Origin of the sequence: Kitasatospora sp. NPDC059747 (assembly GCF_042732955.1) — a bacterium.
Classification (GTDB): Bacteria; Actinomycetota; Actinomycetes; order Streptomycetales; family Streptomycetaceae; genus Kitasatospora.
In genome coordinates this window covers 1-14619 of sequence record NZ_JBHWGV010000172.1, presented here as the reverse complement: position 1 = coordinate 14619, position 14619 = coordinate 1, and the positions used below count along the sequence as shown (strand labels likewise).

Annotated in this window: 14 protein-coding genes; 6 read left to right on the top strand and 8 right to left on the bottom strand. The window is 72.2% G+C overall.

From position 1 onward, the window contains the following. Positions 1–169 precede the first annotated feature (169 nt). Complete coding sequence (locus ACFV4G_RS40270; RefSeq protein ID WP_380448026.1) at positions 170–520, top strand: hypothetical protein; 351 nt, start codon at positions 170–172, stop codon at positions 518–520. On the opposite strand, the gene ACFV4G_RS40265 is transcribed toward ACFV4G_RS40270, so the two are convergent. From ACFV4G_RS40265 to ACFV4G_RS40240, 6 genes are all read right to left on the bottom strand, one after another. Beyond that, positions 498–773, bottom strand: coding sequence for a hypothetical protein (locus ACFV4G_RS40265; RefSeq protein ID WP_380448024.1), 276 nt, complete (start codon positions 771–773; stop codon positions 498–500). The genes ACFV4G_RS40270 and ACFV4G_RS40265 overlap by 23 nt on opposite strands. Next, on the bottom strand, positions 773–1582 hold the full coding sequence (locus ACFV4G_RS40260; protein ID WP_380448023.1) for an aminoglycoside phosphotransferase: 810 nt from the start codon (positions 1580–1582) through the stop codon (positions 773–775). The genes ACFV4G_RS40265 and ACFV4G_RS40260 overlap by 1 nt, the downstream gene beginning before the upstream one ends. Before the next feature lie 60 nt (positions 1583–1642). Then, positions 1643–1774: a hypothetical protein gene (locus ACFV4G_RS40255; protein WP_380448021.1), complete on the bottom strand. Its 132-nt coding sequence runs from the start codon at positions 1772–1774 to the stop codon at positions 1643–1645. Beyond that, positions 1771–2892: a radical SAM protein gene (locus ACFV4G_RS40250; protein ID WP_380448019.1), complete on the bottom strand. Its 1122-nt coding sequence runs from the start codon at positions 2890–2892 to the stop codon at positions 1771–1773. Before ACFV4G_RS40250 ends, ACFV4G_RS40255 begins: the two co-directional genes overlap by 4 nt. A gap of 224 nt (positions 2893–3116) precedes the next feature. After that, a complete protein-coding gene (locus ACFV4G_RS40245) occupies positions 3117–3320 on the bottom strand; it encodes a hypothetical protein (RefSeq protein WP_380448017.1) in 204 nt (67 codons plus the stop codon). Next, complete coding sequence (locus ACFV4G_RS40240; RefSeq protein WP_380448015.1) at positions 3317–3694, bottom strand: hypothetical protein; 378 nt, start codon at positions 3692–3694, stop codon at positions 3317–3319. The genes ACFV4G_RS40245 and ACFV4G_RS40240 overlap by 4 nt, the downstream gene beginning before the upstream one ends. Before the next feature lie 326 nt (positions 3695–4020). Here ACFV4G_RS40240 and ACFV4G_RS40235 point away from each other — a divergent pair, with 326 nt between their 5' ends. Then, positions 4021–5334, top strand: coding sequence for a DNA-binding protein (locus ACFV4G_RS40235; protein ID WP_380448013.1), 1314 nt, complete (start codon positions 4021–4023; stop codon positions 5332–5334). On the opposite strand, the gene ACFV4G_RS40230 is transcribed toward ACFV4G_RS40235, so the two are convergent. After that, positions 5335–6360: an NAD-dependent epimerase/dehydratase family protein gene (locus ACFV4G_RS40230; RefSeq protein ID WP_380448011.1), complete on the bottom strand. Its 1026-nt coding sequence runs from the start codon at positions 6358–6360 to the stop codon at positions 5335–5337. A gap of 357 nt (positions 6361–6717) precedes the next feature. Between ACFV4G_RS40230 and ACFV4G_RS40225 the strand changes: the two genes are divergently transcribed. The 3 genes from ACFV4G_RS40225 to ACFV4G_RS40215 all read left to right on the top strand — a co-directional run bounded on the left by ACFV4G_RS40225 (position 6718) and on the right by ACFV4G_RS40215 (position 11816). Next, on the top strand, positions 6718–9909 hold the full coding sequence (locus tag ACFV4G_RS40225; protein ID WP_380448009.1) for an amidohydrolase family protein: 3192 nt from the start codon (positions 6718–6720) through the stop codon (positions 9907–9909). Between the two features lie 304 nt (positions 9910–10213). After that, positions 10214–11254 carry a hypothetical protein gene (locus tag ACFV4G_RS40220; protein WP_380448008.1) on the top strand — a complete coding sequence of 347 codons (1041 nt, stop codon included), beginning with the start codon at positions 10214–10216 and terminating at the stop codon, positions 11252–11254. After that, the gene (locus ACFV4G_RS40215; RefSeq protein WP_380448006.1) at positions 11232–11816 is read left to right on the top strand and encodes a hypothetical protein; all 585 of its coding nucleotides are present in this window, start codon (positions 11232–11234) and stop codon (positions 11814–11816) included. The genes ACFV4G_RS40220 and ACFV4G_RS40215 overlap by 23 nt, the downstream gene beginning before the upstream one ends. A gap of 9 nt (positions 11817–11825) precedes the next feature. On the opposite strand, the gene ACFV4G_RS40210 is transcribed toward ACFV4G_RS40215, so the two are convergent. Continuing rightward, entirely contained in the window at positions 11826–12341 is a 516-nt protein-coding gene (locus ACFV4G_RS40210; RefSeq protein ID WP_380448004.1) for a GNAT family N-acetyltransferase, read from the bottom strand. A gap of 300 nt (positions 12342–12641) precedes the next feature. Here ACFV4G_RS40210 and ACFV4G_RS40205 point away from each other — a divergent pair, with 300 nt between their 5' ends. Next, complete coding sequence (locus ACFV4G_RS40205; protein WP_380448002.1) at positions 12642–14585, top strand: ricin-type beta-trefoil lectin domain protein; 1944 nt, start codon at positions 12642–12644, stop codon at positions 14583–14585. The last annotated feature ends 34 nt before the right edge of the window (positions 14586–14619 follow it).

Genomic DNA, 14619 nt, shown 5'->3' with positions numbered 1-14619 from the left:
CCTCCGCCGCCGGCCGGCGGCTGCGGGCGCGGGGCGCGCCGGGCGCCGTCAGGGACAAGAGCCCGCCGCCGGCGTCGCAGGAGTGCGTGCTCGGGTGGGGGGGCGGGGGGGGGGTCGGGGCCGGGGGGGGCCCGCACCCCAGCACCCGGGAACGCGAGGAGAACCACTCATGCGCAGGATCCTGCACGCCGCCGTCGCCCTGGCCGTCGCGGGCGCGGCCCCGCTGGTCGCCCTGGCGGCGCCGGCCGCCGCCCGGCCGGCCTCCGTGCGGACGGACGCCTGGCCGTGCGACGGCCCGGCCCAGCTCTTCGCCGCCCGCGACGGGGCCGGCAAGTGGACGTGCTGGGCCAACTCCGGCGAGTCGTACGCGAAGGCGTACGGGGTGCGGCACTGGCAGTCGGGCCACAACTCGGGCCTGTTCGACTACGAGTGCCACGGCCAGACCGGCTCCCACCGCTTCGGCCGGGACGACGGCGGGGACCTGCCGGACTGCACGATCAACCACGTCGAGATCGACTGACCGATCCGCCCGGGGCGCCGTGCCGGGTGGGGCGGTGGGAGACGGCCCACTGCACACGGTGGTGGGTGGGCGCGTCGGTCTGGTCGAGCAGGGCCACCGCCAGGTCGGGGTGGGAGACCCGGTTCTCGCCCGCCACCGTGGCGATGGCACTGCTGTAGCGGCCGGTGGCCGGGGCCTGTGGGTTCAGGTCCTTCGGCGGGACGACCATGAGCCGGTCGGCCAGGGCCCGGGCGGGTGCCGGCTTCGCGAGCATCAGTGACGTTTCCGGTAGCAGGCCCACTGCCGAGCCGCCTGATTCAGCCCGGCGGTCCACGAGTCCGGATCGTCTCCGGCGATGTCGGCCCACATGCGGGACTGCGCCTGCGCGAAGACGTCCAGCACTTTCGGATCGACGGTCGTCCATCCCGGGACCCTGGCGGCCCACGCCTCTGCCTCGGCCGGGCTGTGGCCGCCTGCGGCGATCAGCCAGATCACCCAGAGAGCCGGGTCGATCCACGGTGCTCCGCATGTGGCCCACGCCCAGTCGACCAGGAGCGCGCGGTCTCCTCGGATCAGGACGTTCTCGTTGTTCAGGTCGGTGTGCAGCAGGGAGGCGCCGGCGAATCGGGACAGCATTTCGGGGTCGTCCACGAAGGCGGCCCATCGCTGTTCGGCACGACGGAGCTCGATCGGAGGGCATGGGGTAGAGACGAGCCGGCTGAGGGAGTCGACCATCAGTTCCAAGTCTCCGGCCGCCCGGTAGTCGGCATGGGGGGCCTTGACGTGTTCGAAGGCGATGAGGCTCCAACCGTGGGCCTCCAGGTGCCACAGCAGCTTGGGGGCTAGGCCTTCGAGGAACGGGCTGATCGCCACCTCTCGCCGCTGCGTCCACGCCCACCGGTGGCTCTGCTGCATTCCCTTGACGAAGGCGTTGCCCTCGGCGGTGGTGAGTTTGACGGCAATCTCGGAGTTCCGGCCGGATCCGACGGTTACGGCGGAGAGGACCGGGGTTCCCAGTTCGATCTCAACAGCCTTGTGAACAGCGGCGGGTAGGTCGCCCCAGTGGATGCGGGTGGTCGGCATGGGTACAGGCTCCCAGAAAAGGCCGTGAGGCCCGGCAACACGCCGGGCCTCACGGGTGATTCAGTTGTACGGGTTGTCGTCGCCGCACCCGGGGAGGGCCTCGGCCCCGTGGACCTCCATGTCGTCGATGAACTCCAGCTCCTCCTCGCTGTTGGACCGGGTGGCGGTCATCTCGACCACGACAGCGGTCATGCTGCACTTCCTTTCTGTCCGTGCCGGCAGTAGGTGTTCAGTGGTGCCTTCGCTTCCTGGTAGCGCTTGGCCAGCGGCCGGCAAACCGAGCAGTTGCCGGAGAGCAGGCAGCCGGAGCACCCACCGGTGCGAAGCATGAGGCGGTCGGCGATTCCGCCGAGCCGGGCGAGGCCCTGGACTCCCTCGGCCAGGAGGTCGATCTGCTCATCGCGGCCGACCTTGCAGATCGAAGCCCGTCCGTGCGGGTCGACGTGCAGGAACGTGTGTCCCGCGTTGCATCCTGTGAACCGTTCGAGCGGCTTCAGGTGAGCGGGCGATTGGGACGCCAGCGATTCGGCGCCGCCGTAGATCGTCGGCGACATGTGGGTGTACTCCTCATAGGGGAGCCCGAGTTCGGCTGCCAGTCCGCGCATTCGGTCGTGCTCGTGCGCGTTCTGCGCGGTGACGATCAGCGTCAGCTTCAGTGGCAGGCCGGCCTCGATCCCGGCAGCCAGGCCGCGCGTGACCCGCTTGAAGGCGCCCCGGCGCCGGGTGAACGAGTCGTACGTCTCCACGGTGGCCCCGTAGAGGGAGACGGTGACCCTGTACGGCCTGCATGCGGCAAGCGCTTCCAGGGTGGCGGGGTTCGACAGCCGCGTACCGTTCGTCAGTACCTCGATCATCATTCCCAGGTCGTGCGCGAGCCGGCTGGAGGCGGCGAAATGCGGGTCGATCAGCGCCTCGCCTCCGGTGATCTGGAGCCACAGGATCCCGGCGTCCCGCAGAGTCAGCAGCAGGCGGCGCTTGCCCTTGTCGTCCAGGCCCGCGAACCGCTTCTCCCCGAGGTAGCAGTGCTGGCAGTCGAGGTCGCAGCCGAGGTTGATCTCCCAGCTCCCGCGGCTGTGCCCGTACACCGGGGCGTCGCGGATCAGCACGGCTTCGCCGGCCGGTCGGATCGTCGGCTTGATGCCCCAGCGGGCGCGGGCGGCGTCCGCGAGCCAGAACGGCAGACCGGCCCCGGAGTCACGGGCGCGCTCCAGCTCCCGGAACCGTCGTTCGGGCAGCCGGATGCCCTCCAGCCGGCCCGGCAGCAGCACAACGAAGTTGTCGAGGAACGGACTCGCGACGAGGTCGTGCAACGTGATCTCCTCCGTTGTTCACTGACTGGTAAGGGAGTTGCGCAGGCATGCCTCAGCAGCCGACATGGTGTAGAAGCGCCTGATCCGCTCCGAGGAGCCCGGTACACGCACGTACTGGTGCTGTTCGCGGTCCCAGATCCCCCAGCACTCCAGCAGGAGGAAGTGCGGACTGCGCGAGTCGATCAGGCGGATCTCGTAGCGACACGGAGGAAGGACCGCGGACATCACGCGTGCTCCATGTCCGGGCAGGACCGTTCGTTCCGCGCCACCCATGTACGGGCGCGGTGGTACGAGTAGAAGCGCAGCGGCGAGTCGGCCGGCGGCAGCGCCTTCACCAGCGTGCCGGTCTTGTGGTCGCGAACGACCCAAACCGGGTACGAGGCCCCGTTGAGGGTGTCGGCGGGGATGATCGTGTACCGGCCGGTCATCGTCGGGCTGCCACCTGAACGAACCCTGCGGCCTTCTCGACTCGTGCGGCGAACTCGTTGTACTCACCCTCGATGGGCGAAATGGCCGCCTTGCTCGGCACCAGGATCGCGTCGGCCTCCCCGTCCGTGATCTTCTGCAAGGCGGCCTGGAGCATCCGCCGTCGGTCCGGGGACTTCTCCACCTCCTCGTCCACCACGGTCAAGGCGATGCCCCAGCCGAACTCCTGCGCGTACTCCTCACAACTCTGCATTTCCAGTTCGGGAAAGGCGGTACCGGTCTTGGAGAGGTAGACCACGGCCTTGAAGCGCCGGGCCTCGCCGATCCCTTGAGGGATGAGGGTCGAGCACTGCCCCGTGGCGGTGCTGCTGGGCATATGAACTCCCAGGATGGACGGGCCGTTGACAGCGGAGGCGTGAAGCCGGGACGCGCAACGGCTAAGCGTGAGGGGATGCGGCCACGACAGGTGAGCCGTGAACTTCGGCCAACGCCTGGCTGCTGACCAAGGGTCGGCGCAAACGGCATGTCATCACCATCACGCGGCAGGTATCACCTGGCACTCTTCCGGGTGACCGACATGGCACCAAGGTGGCATCCGGGTATCGCGTGGCGGAATGGGGTTGCGTCGGGTGATGTTGGGAAGGTCCTCTGGGGTGAGGGAGTTGGCCCGGTGCCCGACGCCGGGCGTTCAAAGGAACCGAGATGCGAGCGACCACTCACACACTGCTCAAGATCCTGGTGGACCAACGCCGCTGGCGATACGTCGACTTCGAACGGCACTTCCGGCGTGCGGCGTCCGAATGCCTTGACGATGGCGCCCGGAATCTCACGGTGTCCGAGGCCCAGTTCCGCCGCTGGACCTCCGGCAGGGTCAAGACACTGCCAGGAACGGACACTTGCCGGGTCTTGGAGTACATGCTCGGCATCGATGCTGCGACGTTGTTCGATCCGCCTCCCTCGGATCTACCCGCACCCGCGTTCAACCTGGAAGACGAGATCGACATGACTGCACGGGACGCCCAGAACGAGGCCGGCGCAGCCGCGGCCGCGTCCGTTTCCGACATCGCGCTTGACCAGCTACGCGACGACGTGGCCACGTTGGCGCGCGGCTACGTCACCACACCGACCTATGTCGTCTTCCAGAAGGCGAAGGAGATGCGGGAGCTGGCCGAGGCCAACCGCGACCGCACCCAGGTCCCCGCCCAGCAGCAGGAGCTGCTGATCATTGCCGGGCAGGCCTGCGCGCTTCTGGCAACCGCTGCCTTCGATCTCGGTTCGCTCGATGGAGCGAGGCGGCTTTCGCGATCGGCCGCACTGTACGGGGAAGCGGCCCGGTTCGATCCGCTGCGGGCGTTCGCCGGCGGCACGCTTGCGTACATCGCCTACTTCTCGGGTCGGCCGGCCGAGGCCGCACGGCTCGCGCGCGCAGCGCAGGGGTTCAACGGCCTGGGCGACGTGGCGCAGCGCAGGCTGGCGGCCATCGAGGCCCGCGCCTTCGGGCACCTGGGAGATGCAGTCTCCGCACAGAGGGCTCTGGATGCTTCCGTGGCGGACGGAAGTGGGCGCAGGGATGATCTTCACGACGATGTGGGCGGCGAGTTCGGGTTCACCGTGGAGCGTGCGGCGATGTCGAACGCCTCCACCTGTCTGCTCATCGGCGACGGAGGCCGGGCCGAGGCATTCGCGGCTCAGGCCTTGGATCTCGCACGTGCGAGGTGCTCAGCCGCCCGCTCAGCCCGCGTGATGGGTGGCGCTGGTGCGGACCTGGCCGCCGCTCGGCTTCTGCGAGGTGACCTCGACGGCGCGGCGCAGGCTCTTGAAGCGATGTGGACGGTGCCGGCAGAGCAACGTGCCACCGGGCTTCTGGCCCGTGCGACGCGGGTGCGACGCGGGCTCACCGACGGCCAGTACGCGCAGGCCACGCTCGCTGTCGAGTTGGGTGAGAGGATCGAGGACTTTGCCCGGCAATCGGCCCCGCACCAGCTCGGCGCGGGACCGCTTGCCGTTGAAGGCTGATCAGCTCAGCGAAGCCAGGATCGTCGCTTCCTTGTCCAGGTCGATCCCGTGGTCGGCCCAGCGCGGGTGGTCCACGGGGCGTCCGTCAGCCTGCCACCACGCCCACGTGTCCGCGATGGTCTCCCGCAGGGGCCGGCAGCGCAGCCCGGCCTCCACCGCGCTGCCGGCGTCCACCGCCCAGACCCCGGCATTGGTCCGCCACAGCGGCAGCTCCGTCCACTCCTTCACCCCGTTTTCCAGCAGCACCTCCGGTTCCACCCACACCGGGTGACCGGAGCCGCCGGTCACGTTCCGGCACGTTTCGAGGAACTCGGCAAAGGTGATGGCGTCCGGGTGGGCCACGTTGTAGGTGCCGCCCGTCGCTGCCGCGGCCCGGTCCAGTGCGAACGTCGCGACGTCGCGTACGTCGACCGGCTGAATCGGTTGACCGCTGGGTGCGGGAGCCAGGATCGCGCCACCTCGCTGCGTACGGCTCAGCCACCAAGGAAGGCGACCGACGTACTCTCCCGGCCCGAGGATCACACCCGGCCGAAGGAAACATGCCCGGGCCTCACCGAAAGCCGCAAGCACCGCGCGCTCGCAGCCGGCCTTCTGCCGGCCGTAGTGGAGGTTCGGCCCCTTCCAGCCTTCTGGATTCCGTCCGTAGTCCTTGTCGGCGTCAGGGGGCCCGTCCAGTAGCGCGTCGCCGACCCGCAGCGGTAGATCGGGCCATCCGGCATAGACACTCACTGTGGAGACGTAGACGTACGAGCCGCTGACGGGCTCCAGTGTTCGAGCTCCCTTGAGGACAGTGCTCGGGGGAAGTTCGGACGCCGAGGTGTCCACCACAGCGTCCCAGGGTCCCTGCTCCGCAAGATGGTTGAGATCATCAGTATTCGTGCGGTCGCCGTGGATGGTGTGCACTCCCTGGATGTCATCACCCGACAGGCCGCGGTTGAACGTCGATACGCTCCATCCTCGGGCCAGGGCATCCGCCACCACAGCCCGACCCAGGAACCAGGTTCCACCCATCACCAGGATTCGCATGGTCACTGATCCTGCCGGGCAGAGGCCGGTTACCGCCACCTCGTCACTGGAGACGCCGCCCGGCCCTGCCGGAGTGACCAGGTGATGCTTTTGCTTGCGGTGCCCCCTTGGCGTGCCAAGGGGGCACCGCCGTCTCCCCCGTGTTCTCTTGTGCTGCTTGTCCGCCTTTGGATGCTGCCCCTCCTCGTTCAAGGAGGGGCAGCATCATAATTTTTTATCCTTTACATCTAAATTTCTTCATGCTATCCCCGCCATGGGACGTTAAATGTCTGCGGTGACACAGATTTTGACGATACGTCAACAGTCGGGCGGGTAACGTCGGGGCTCCGTCCGTTCGGGTGCGACGAGGGAGAGAACGTGTCGAACGTCAGTCGGCGTGGGTTCATCGGGGCGGCCGCGCTCGCGGGCGCCGGGGCCGCGCTCGGGCCCCTCGCACCGCCCGCCGTCGCGGCGGGGGACGCCGAGGAGGGCCGCCGGTCGCGGACGCTGGCGTTCACCGCGGGCACCAACGCCTGCGCCGCCCTCTCCCCCGACGGGCAGCGCCTGGTCATCGAGGTCCAGGGCGTCCTGTGGGCGCTGGCGCGCGGCGGCGGCGAGGCGAGCGCGCTCACCGCCCCCGGGCTGGAGCCGACCCGCCCGGCGTGGTCGCCCGACGGCTCGGCGCTCGCGTTCTGCGCCTACCAGGGCGGCGGCTTCCACCTGTGGACGATGGCCCCCGACGGGTCGGACCTGCGGCAGCTGACCTCCGGTCCGTGGGACGACCGCGGCGTCTCGTGGTCCCCCGACGGCCGTTTCCTCGCGTTCTCCTCCGAGCGCGGCGGCGACGCGGTGACCGGCAGCTCGTACGACATCTGGACGGTGGAGGTCGCCACCGGACGGCTGGCCCGCCTGACCGACCGGGCCGACGCCGAGGACTACGACCCCGCCTGGCACCCGGACGGCGACCGGATTCTGTTCGTGCGCGCCGACGCCGCCGGCGCGCGCACCATCGCCGCCGTCCCCGCCGCCGGCGGCCCGGTGAGCGTGCAGCGCACCGTGGCCAGCGGCACCGTCGCCTGCCCGGCCGTCGCGCGCGACGGCCGCGTGGCGTACGTGTGGTTCGGCGAGGTCTCGGCCCCCTACCAGGTCGCGAGCTCGTCGCTGGCCGTCGACGGCACGGTGGTCTCCGGCACCGAGGACGTCGCGCCGCTGCCGCCGTCCTGGACGCCCGAGGGCGGGCTCGTCCACTTCTCCGACGGCCGCCTCACCGAGCGCTCCCCCGCCCTGGACGGCGCGAAGGAGATCCCGTTCACCGCCCGCCTGGAGGTGCCGCGGCCCCGCTACCGCCGCAAGGCGCGCGACTTCGCCTCCACCGACGAGCGCGACGTGCGCGGCGTCCACCTGCCCGCGCTCTCCCCCGACGGCCGCTCCGTCGTCTTCTGCGCGCTCAACGCCCTGTGGCTGGCGCCGATCGGCGGACGGCCCCGCAAGCTCTTCCAGGCCTCCCCCGCCCACTACGTGCAGATGCCCTCCTGGAGCCGCGACGGGCGCAGCGTGGTGTACGTGTACGACGGCCCCGAGGAGGGCCCCGCGAACGGCGGCGCGGGCGGCGATGGCCTGGGGGCCGTGCACCGGCTGGTGCTGGACGGCGGGGCGGACACGGTCGTGGCGCGCGGCGGGCGGTTCAACCCGGCGCTGTCGCCCGACGGCACCCGGCTGGCCTGTCAGGACGTCACCGGCACCCTGCTGATCGTCGACCTCGCGACCGGCGCCGAGACGAGGCCGGCGGCGCCGCTGGGCGGCAACGGCCTGCCGGGGCGCCCGAGTTGGTCGCCGGACGGGCGCTACGTCGCGCTGTGCGACCGGAACCGGCTCAACCACCGCTTCCGCGAGGGCTACAACGTGGTGCGCGTGATCGACACCCGCGACGGCAGCGCGAGGGCCTACCTGCCGCTGCCGGACACCTCGGTGGCCGACCGGTGCGACAGCGGCCCGGTGTGGTCGCCGGACGGCGGGCACCTGGCGCTGGTCGTGGACTCGGCGCTGTGGGTGCTGCCGGTGGGCGCGGACGGCACACCCGCGGGCGAGGCGAGGCGGCTGACCGACGAGGCGGCCGACCACCCGTCCTGGTCGGGCGACTCCCAGCGGCTGCTGTACCTGTCGGGCCGGCGGCTGCGGCTGATCGGGCGCGACGGGGGCGGCGCGAGCACCGTCGCGCTCACGCTGCGCACCGCCCGCAGCCTGCCGGCGCGCTCGGACGTCACCCGCATCCACGCCGGGCGGCTGTGGGACGGCACCGGCGAGGAGGTGCGCGAGGACGTCGACATCGTCGTCACCGGCAACCGCGTCACCTCCGTCGAGCCGCACCGCCAGGGCGCGCGCCGCGCCGGGGAGCGGCTGGTCGACGCCACCGGCTGCACCGTGCTGCCGGGCCTGTGGGACTCCCACACCCACCCGTACCAGAACACCTACGGCGGGCGGCAGTTGCGCCTGAACCTCGCCTACGGGGTGACCGGCACCGCCTCGCTGGGCGGCTTCGCCTACGAGCAGGCGCGCCTGCGCGAGTCCGTCGACGCCGGGGAGATGGCCGGGCCGCGGTTCCTGAGCACCGGCGAGCTGCACGACGGCACCCGCGTCGCTTACAGCATGGGCCGCGCCCACCGCACCGCCGAGGGGGTGCGGCGCAGCATGGAGCGGGCGGCGGCGCTGGAGTACGACTTCGTCAAGACGTACGTGCGGGCGCCGGCTTCGACGATGGCCGAGGCGGCGCGGGCGGCGCACGAGCTCGGGGTGCCCTCGGGCAGCCACCTGCTGACGCCCGGGGTGCAGGTGGGGCAGGACCTGACGACGCACCTGCAGGCCACCCAGCGCCAGGAGTACGGGCGGGTGTCCTCGCCGACCGGGCGCAGCTACCAGGACGTCCACGAGATCTACCGGGGCGGGGACTTCGCGATCATCATCACGCCGTTCTCGGCGTTCTGCCTGGTGGGCGCGGACCCGTCGCTGGCCGAGGATCCCCGGGTGACGGCGCTGATGCCGCCGTGGGACGCGGCGGTGGTACGCCAACAGGCGAGGATCGCGCCCACGCCGGACCAACTGCGCGCCCTGCAGCGGGAGATGGCCGTCTACCGGCGGATCCTGGACGACGGCGGGGCGCTGGCGCTGGGCACCGACGCGCCGCTCACCCCGGTCGGCCTGCAGGTGCACCTGGGGCTGCGGGCGCTGCACCGCTACGCGGGGCTGTCGCCGGCCCAGGCGCTGCGCACGGCGACGGCCGCGCCGGCGCGGCTGTGGGGCGTGGCGGAGGACCTCGGCACGGTGGAGGAGGGCAAGCTGGCGGACCTGCTGGTGGTGGACGGGGATCCGCTGCACGACTTCGCGGACCTGGTGCGCACGGCGTGGGTGATGCGCGACGGGGTGGTGTACCGGCCCTCGGAGCTGGTGGACGGCGGCGGCGGGCAGGGGGCGCGGCGGCCGGCTGTCGCGGCGTCCGGGGGCGCGGCGCCCGGGGGCGTGGACTGGCTCGCGGTCGGCGAGGCGCTGCGGCGGGAGGGCTGCTGCGCGCTGTGACGCGCGGGATGCATGCGAACGGTGCGGCGGTGAGAATGACCGGGGGCCAGGCGTCGGGGGCCGGAGGACGGAGTCGGCGGTGAAGGCGGTGTCGGTCGGCGTTGCCGTGCTGCTGACCGCCGTGTCCCTCGCCATATCGCCCTCGCCTTCACCGTCGCCTTCCCCTTCCCCCTCGCCCTCCCCCTCGCCGTCGCCATCGCCGTCGCCGTCGCCCTCGCCGTCGCCATCGCCGTCGACGTCGGCCGCGCAGAAGCCGACCATCACACTGAGACCGTCCCGGGCGCCGCGGCTGGGGACCGTTCGGGTGACGGTGTCCGGGTACGGCACGTGCCCGCCCGGCTCCACCGTCGAAGTGGCGTGGGACGAGCGGCCCGGCATCACGCACTTCCCGATCGGCAATGACGGGAGCGCCTCCGGCACGTTCCCGGTGCCCTCGGATGCCGCAGACGTCGAACACAGGGTCACGGCGACATGCGGGGACGTCTCGCGGGACGACGCGGTGACCGTTGCACCGGCCACCCTGGCGGCGGATCCGGGCCAGGGCGCGCCGGGCTCCGCCACGACCGTGTCCGGGACGGGCTTCGCCTGCCCGGCGGGCGACGCCGTCGCCCTGGCCTGGGACACCGGCACGCCGCCCGTCTCCGGCACGCCCGACGCCGACGGGCACCTCGCCACCCGCATCACCGTGCCGCCGGACGCCACTGTCGGTGACCACACCGTGCGGGCGTCCTGCGCGTCCGTCCCGGGGATCACGGCCGACGCGCACTTCCACGCCCTGGCACCGGCACCGACGCCGTCCCCCCTGCGGGCGGTGACCGCCTCACCGGGCGCGGTCGTACGCGTCTCGGGCCGGGCGAGCGCCTGCCCCAGCCTCGTCCTGGCCCTGGACAACGGGCCGACCTCGCACCCGATCCAGGCCGACGGCTCCGGGCGGTTCACCGGGCTCGTCACCCTCCCGCCCACCGTCTCCCCGGGCCCCCACTCCATCGTGGAGGAGTGCACGGACACGCACGCGGTGGCCCAGGTCCTCCCGCTCGTCGTCACCACCACCACGCCAAACCCGCACCCGCACCCGCACCACTGGACCTGGCTCTGGATCGTCCTCGGCGCTGCCGTCCTCGCCGCCACGACGGCTCTCACGCTGCGCCACCGCCTGCGGCCGCCCCCCGTGACGGCCCGCGTGACGGCCGCGCCGGGCACATGGGGGAACCCCGAGACCGGGCTGACCGAGCACGGCGGCGGGGGTGACGCAGCCGGGCACAGCGTCCGGCTGGAGCCGAAACCGGGCCGACGCCTTCCGCCGAGCTTCGAGGAGCTGCACGATGACGATCGTCGCGACGGATGACCCGTATTCGCTGGCGACGTTCCTGGGGGCGGTGGAGCCGTTCGCCGACACCCTCCGCCGGCAGGGAGCGCTCAGTGCCCTGGAGGGTCTGACCAGGCCGCTGTCCCACGCGGCCGGGCAGGAGGCCGAGAGTGTCGTCCACGGCTTCCTGGGGCTGGACATGATCGACCTCCTGGCGGGCGGCTGGCTCACCTACACGAAGCTCACCGAGGCGGCTCGGCGCACCTGCGAGGTGCCCGGCAGCGAGGAGGTCGTCGCCCTGCTGGACCACCGGGTCCGCTCGGTCCACCACCCCACGGTGAAGGTCTTCGTCGACGACCAGCCGGTCGGCACCCTCCGGGTGGACATCGAGGTGGTCTTCGACCTCGAAGGGCTCATCGCCGTGGTGCGCGCGGGGAAACTGGCGGCCGTGCGCGCCGGGCGCTGCACGGCCGGGGCCACCGTCGCCGTCGAGCGGATCACCGTGGCGGACCGGCGGGCGAGCTTCGACCTGCCCGGCGGGCTGGGGCTGCGCGGCGGTGTCGTCCTGCACCCGTGCACCGGGCCGCCGGCCGGCGCCTGAGGGGCGCGGTCAGGTCGTGTAGAGGCACTGGGGTTCGCCGAACTCCACGAAGGTGTCGGCGAGTTGCAGGCCCAGCGCCGACAGGAGGCGGCGGGAGCGGTGGTTGGCCCGCTGGGTGACGGCGATCACCGGGGTGCCGTCCGGCACCGTCCGCGCCCACCAGGCGAGGGCGGCGGCGACCGCCTCCCGGCCGAGGCCGCTGCCCCAGGCGGCGGGCAGCAGCTGGTAGGAGACCTCGGCCCGGCCCTCGCGGCGGTAGTCGGCGGCCAGGGTGACCAGGCCGATCGCCGCGCCGCCGGCCGCGGGCGCGACCGCCCACGCGCCCGGTTTCGCCGGGTATTCGCGCCGCCGGGCTTCGACCCGTTCGGCGCAGGCGGGGCCGCCCAGGAAGGCGCGGACCTGCGGGTCGGTCAGCAGCTCGCCCATGACCGGGGCGTCCCCGGGGGCGACCGGGCGCAGCAGGAGGCGGGGGGTGCGCAGGGTGACGGGCCAGGTGCGGGCGAGGACGGCGGTGACGGGGTCCATGACCGTCAGGATGGCAGCCGGGCGCGGAGTTCACCGGGATGATCGGCGGGCGTCCGGCGGTGTTTCCGGAGACCGGGACACATCCTGGAGTTTTTGTGCAAAGCGGTGTCAGATGTGCCGCCCGGGTGCGGATTTACTCTTTGACGTGCACGGATGTGAACCGATACCGTCCGGCTGGTCTTTTCTTTGCCGGCTCTGGGGGGTGTTGGCACCTCCCTGGGCATGTCCTTTTCGGGAGAGTTTGTGCACGGGAATCGCGTCATACGCGGAATTCGAAGACTGGCCTGGCCCATGGGCCTGATGGTGGCGATACCGGTGATCGCCGGGTCGGTTCCGGCGGTGACGGCATCGGCTGCGGATGCCGTCGCACCGGCGGTGGTGGAGGACTACTCCTACCCGGGCGCCGCGAAGGTCCTGGCGGACCACAACGTGACCCTCAAGGCGGGCGACGGGCACATCGTGCTCGCCGACTGCGCCTCGGGGCCGGGCCTGGTGCAGCTGTACAGCCGGGCGGCCAACCCCAGTGAGGTCTGTTTCAGGATCACCGGGTCCACCGGGTACCTGTCGCTGGAGATCCCGCAGGTCTACAACATCCGCGGCGACGACCACACGATCAAGGCCACGCTGAACACGGCGGGCACGGTCACGAGCGTGGCCGTCAACAAGAACGACTGGACGCCGGTCGGCGAGGGCGGCACCAGCGGCTCGACCACGCTGCTGGAGCTCAACGCCACCGACGGCCCCGCCGCGACGGCCCCCGCCGGCACCTACCCCGCGGTCGGCGCCCTGACGATCGGCCAGCCCGGCCGCCCCGGCTCGCGCGCCTGCACCGCGACCCTGGTCGCCCCGCAGTGGGTGCTGTCGGCGGCCGCCTGCGTCGCCGGCAACCCGGCCGACCCCACCACCGCCCCGACCGGTCTGCCGCGCACCCGCACCACCGCCACGGTCGGCGGCCACACGGTCGAGGTCACCGAGTTCGCCCCGCGCGCCGACCGCGACCTGGTGATGGCCCGCCTGGCCGCGCCGGTCTACGACGTCACCCCGATCGCCGTCTCCACCGCCGCGCCGACGGCCGGTGAGGACCTGACCGTCGCCGGCTTCGGCCGCACCGCGAGCGCCTGGGTGCCGAACGCGCCGCACAGCGCCGCGCTCACCGTCTCCGCGGTCTCGGCCGCCGGCGCCGACCTCGCCGCCAAGACCGCGGCCGACACCGTCTGCAAGGGCGACGCGGGCGCCCCGGCGCTGCGCACCGAGAACGGCAAGCCGGCGGTCGCCGCCGTCACCAGCCGCGCCTGGCAGGGCGGCTGCCTGGGCACCGACCCCGCCGAGACCCGCACCGGTGCCTCCGAGGCCCGCGTCGACGACCTCGCCTCCTGGATCGGCGGCCTGGTCAACCGCGCCTACCAGCTCGTCAACCCGGGCAGCGGACGCTGCGTCAACGTGTCCGGCGCGGGCCCGTGGACGAACGGCAACCCGATCATCCTGTTCGACTGCGTCCCGGGCGCCGGCAACGAGGCGTACCAGCTGACCGCCTCGGGCCAGCTGCGCACCACGGCCAACGGCCAGTGCCTCAACGTGGCGGGCGCGGGCCCGTGGGCGAACGGCAACCCGATCATCCTGTGGGACTGCGTCCCGGGCGCCGGCAACGAGACGTTCCAGCTGACCGCCTCGGGCCAGCTGTACAACCCGGCCAGCAACCGCTGCCTCAACGTCTCCGGCGCGGGCCCGACCTGGGCCAACAGCACGCCGATGATCCTGTGGCAGTGCGTCACCGGCCAGGCCAACGAGACGTTCGCCCTCGCCTCCGCCGACAAGCAGACCGCCGGCCCGACCGGCGCGATGCTCAACCCGGCCAGCAACCGCTGCCTCAACGTCTGGGGCGCGGGCCCCTGGGACAACGGCAACGCGATCGTGCTGTGGGACTGCGCCGCGGGCCAGGCCAACGAGCAGTTCCAGCTCACCGCCTCGGGCCAGCTGGTCAACCCCGCGAGCAACCGCTGCCTCAACGTCTCCGGTGCCGGCCCGACCTGGGACAACAGCACGCCGATCATCCTGTGGCAGTGCGTGCCCGGCGCGGCCAACGAGACGTTCCGGGTGACCGCCGACGGCCAGTTCCTCAACCCGGCCAGCGGCCGCTGCCTCAACGTGGCGGGCGCGGGCCCGGTCTGGGACAACAACAACCGGATCATCCTGTTCGACTGCGTCCCCGGCGCGGGCAACGAGAAGTTCGTGTCCGGCGCCTAAAGCGCGGACGGCGGCGGGGCGGGCAGCGAATGCC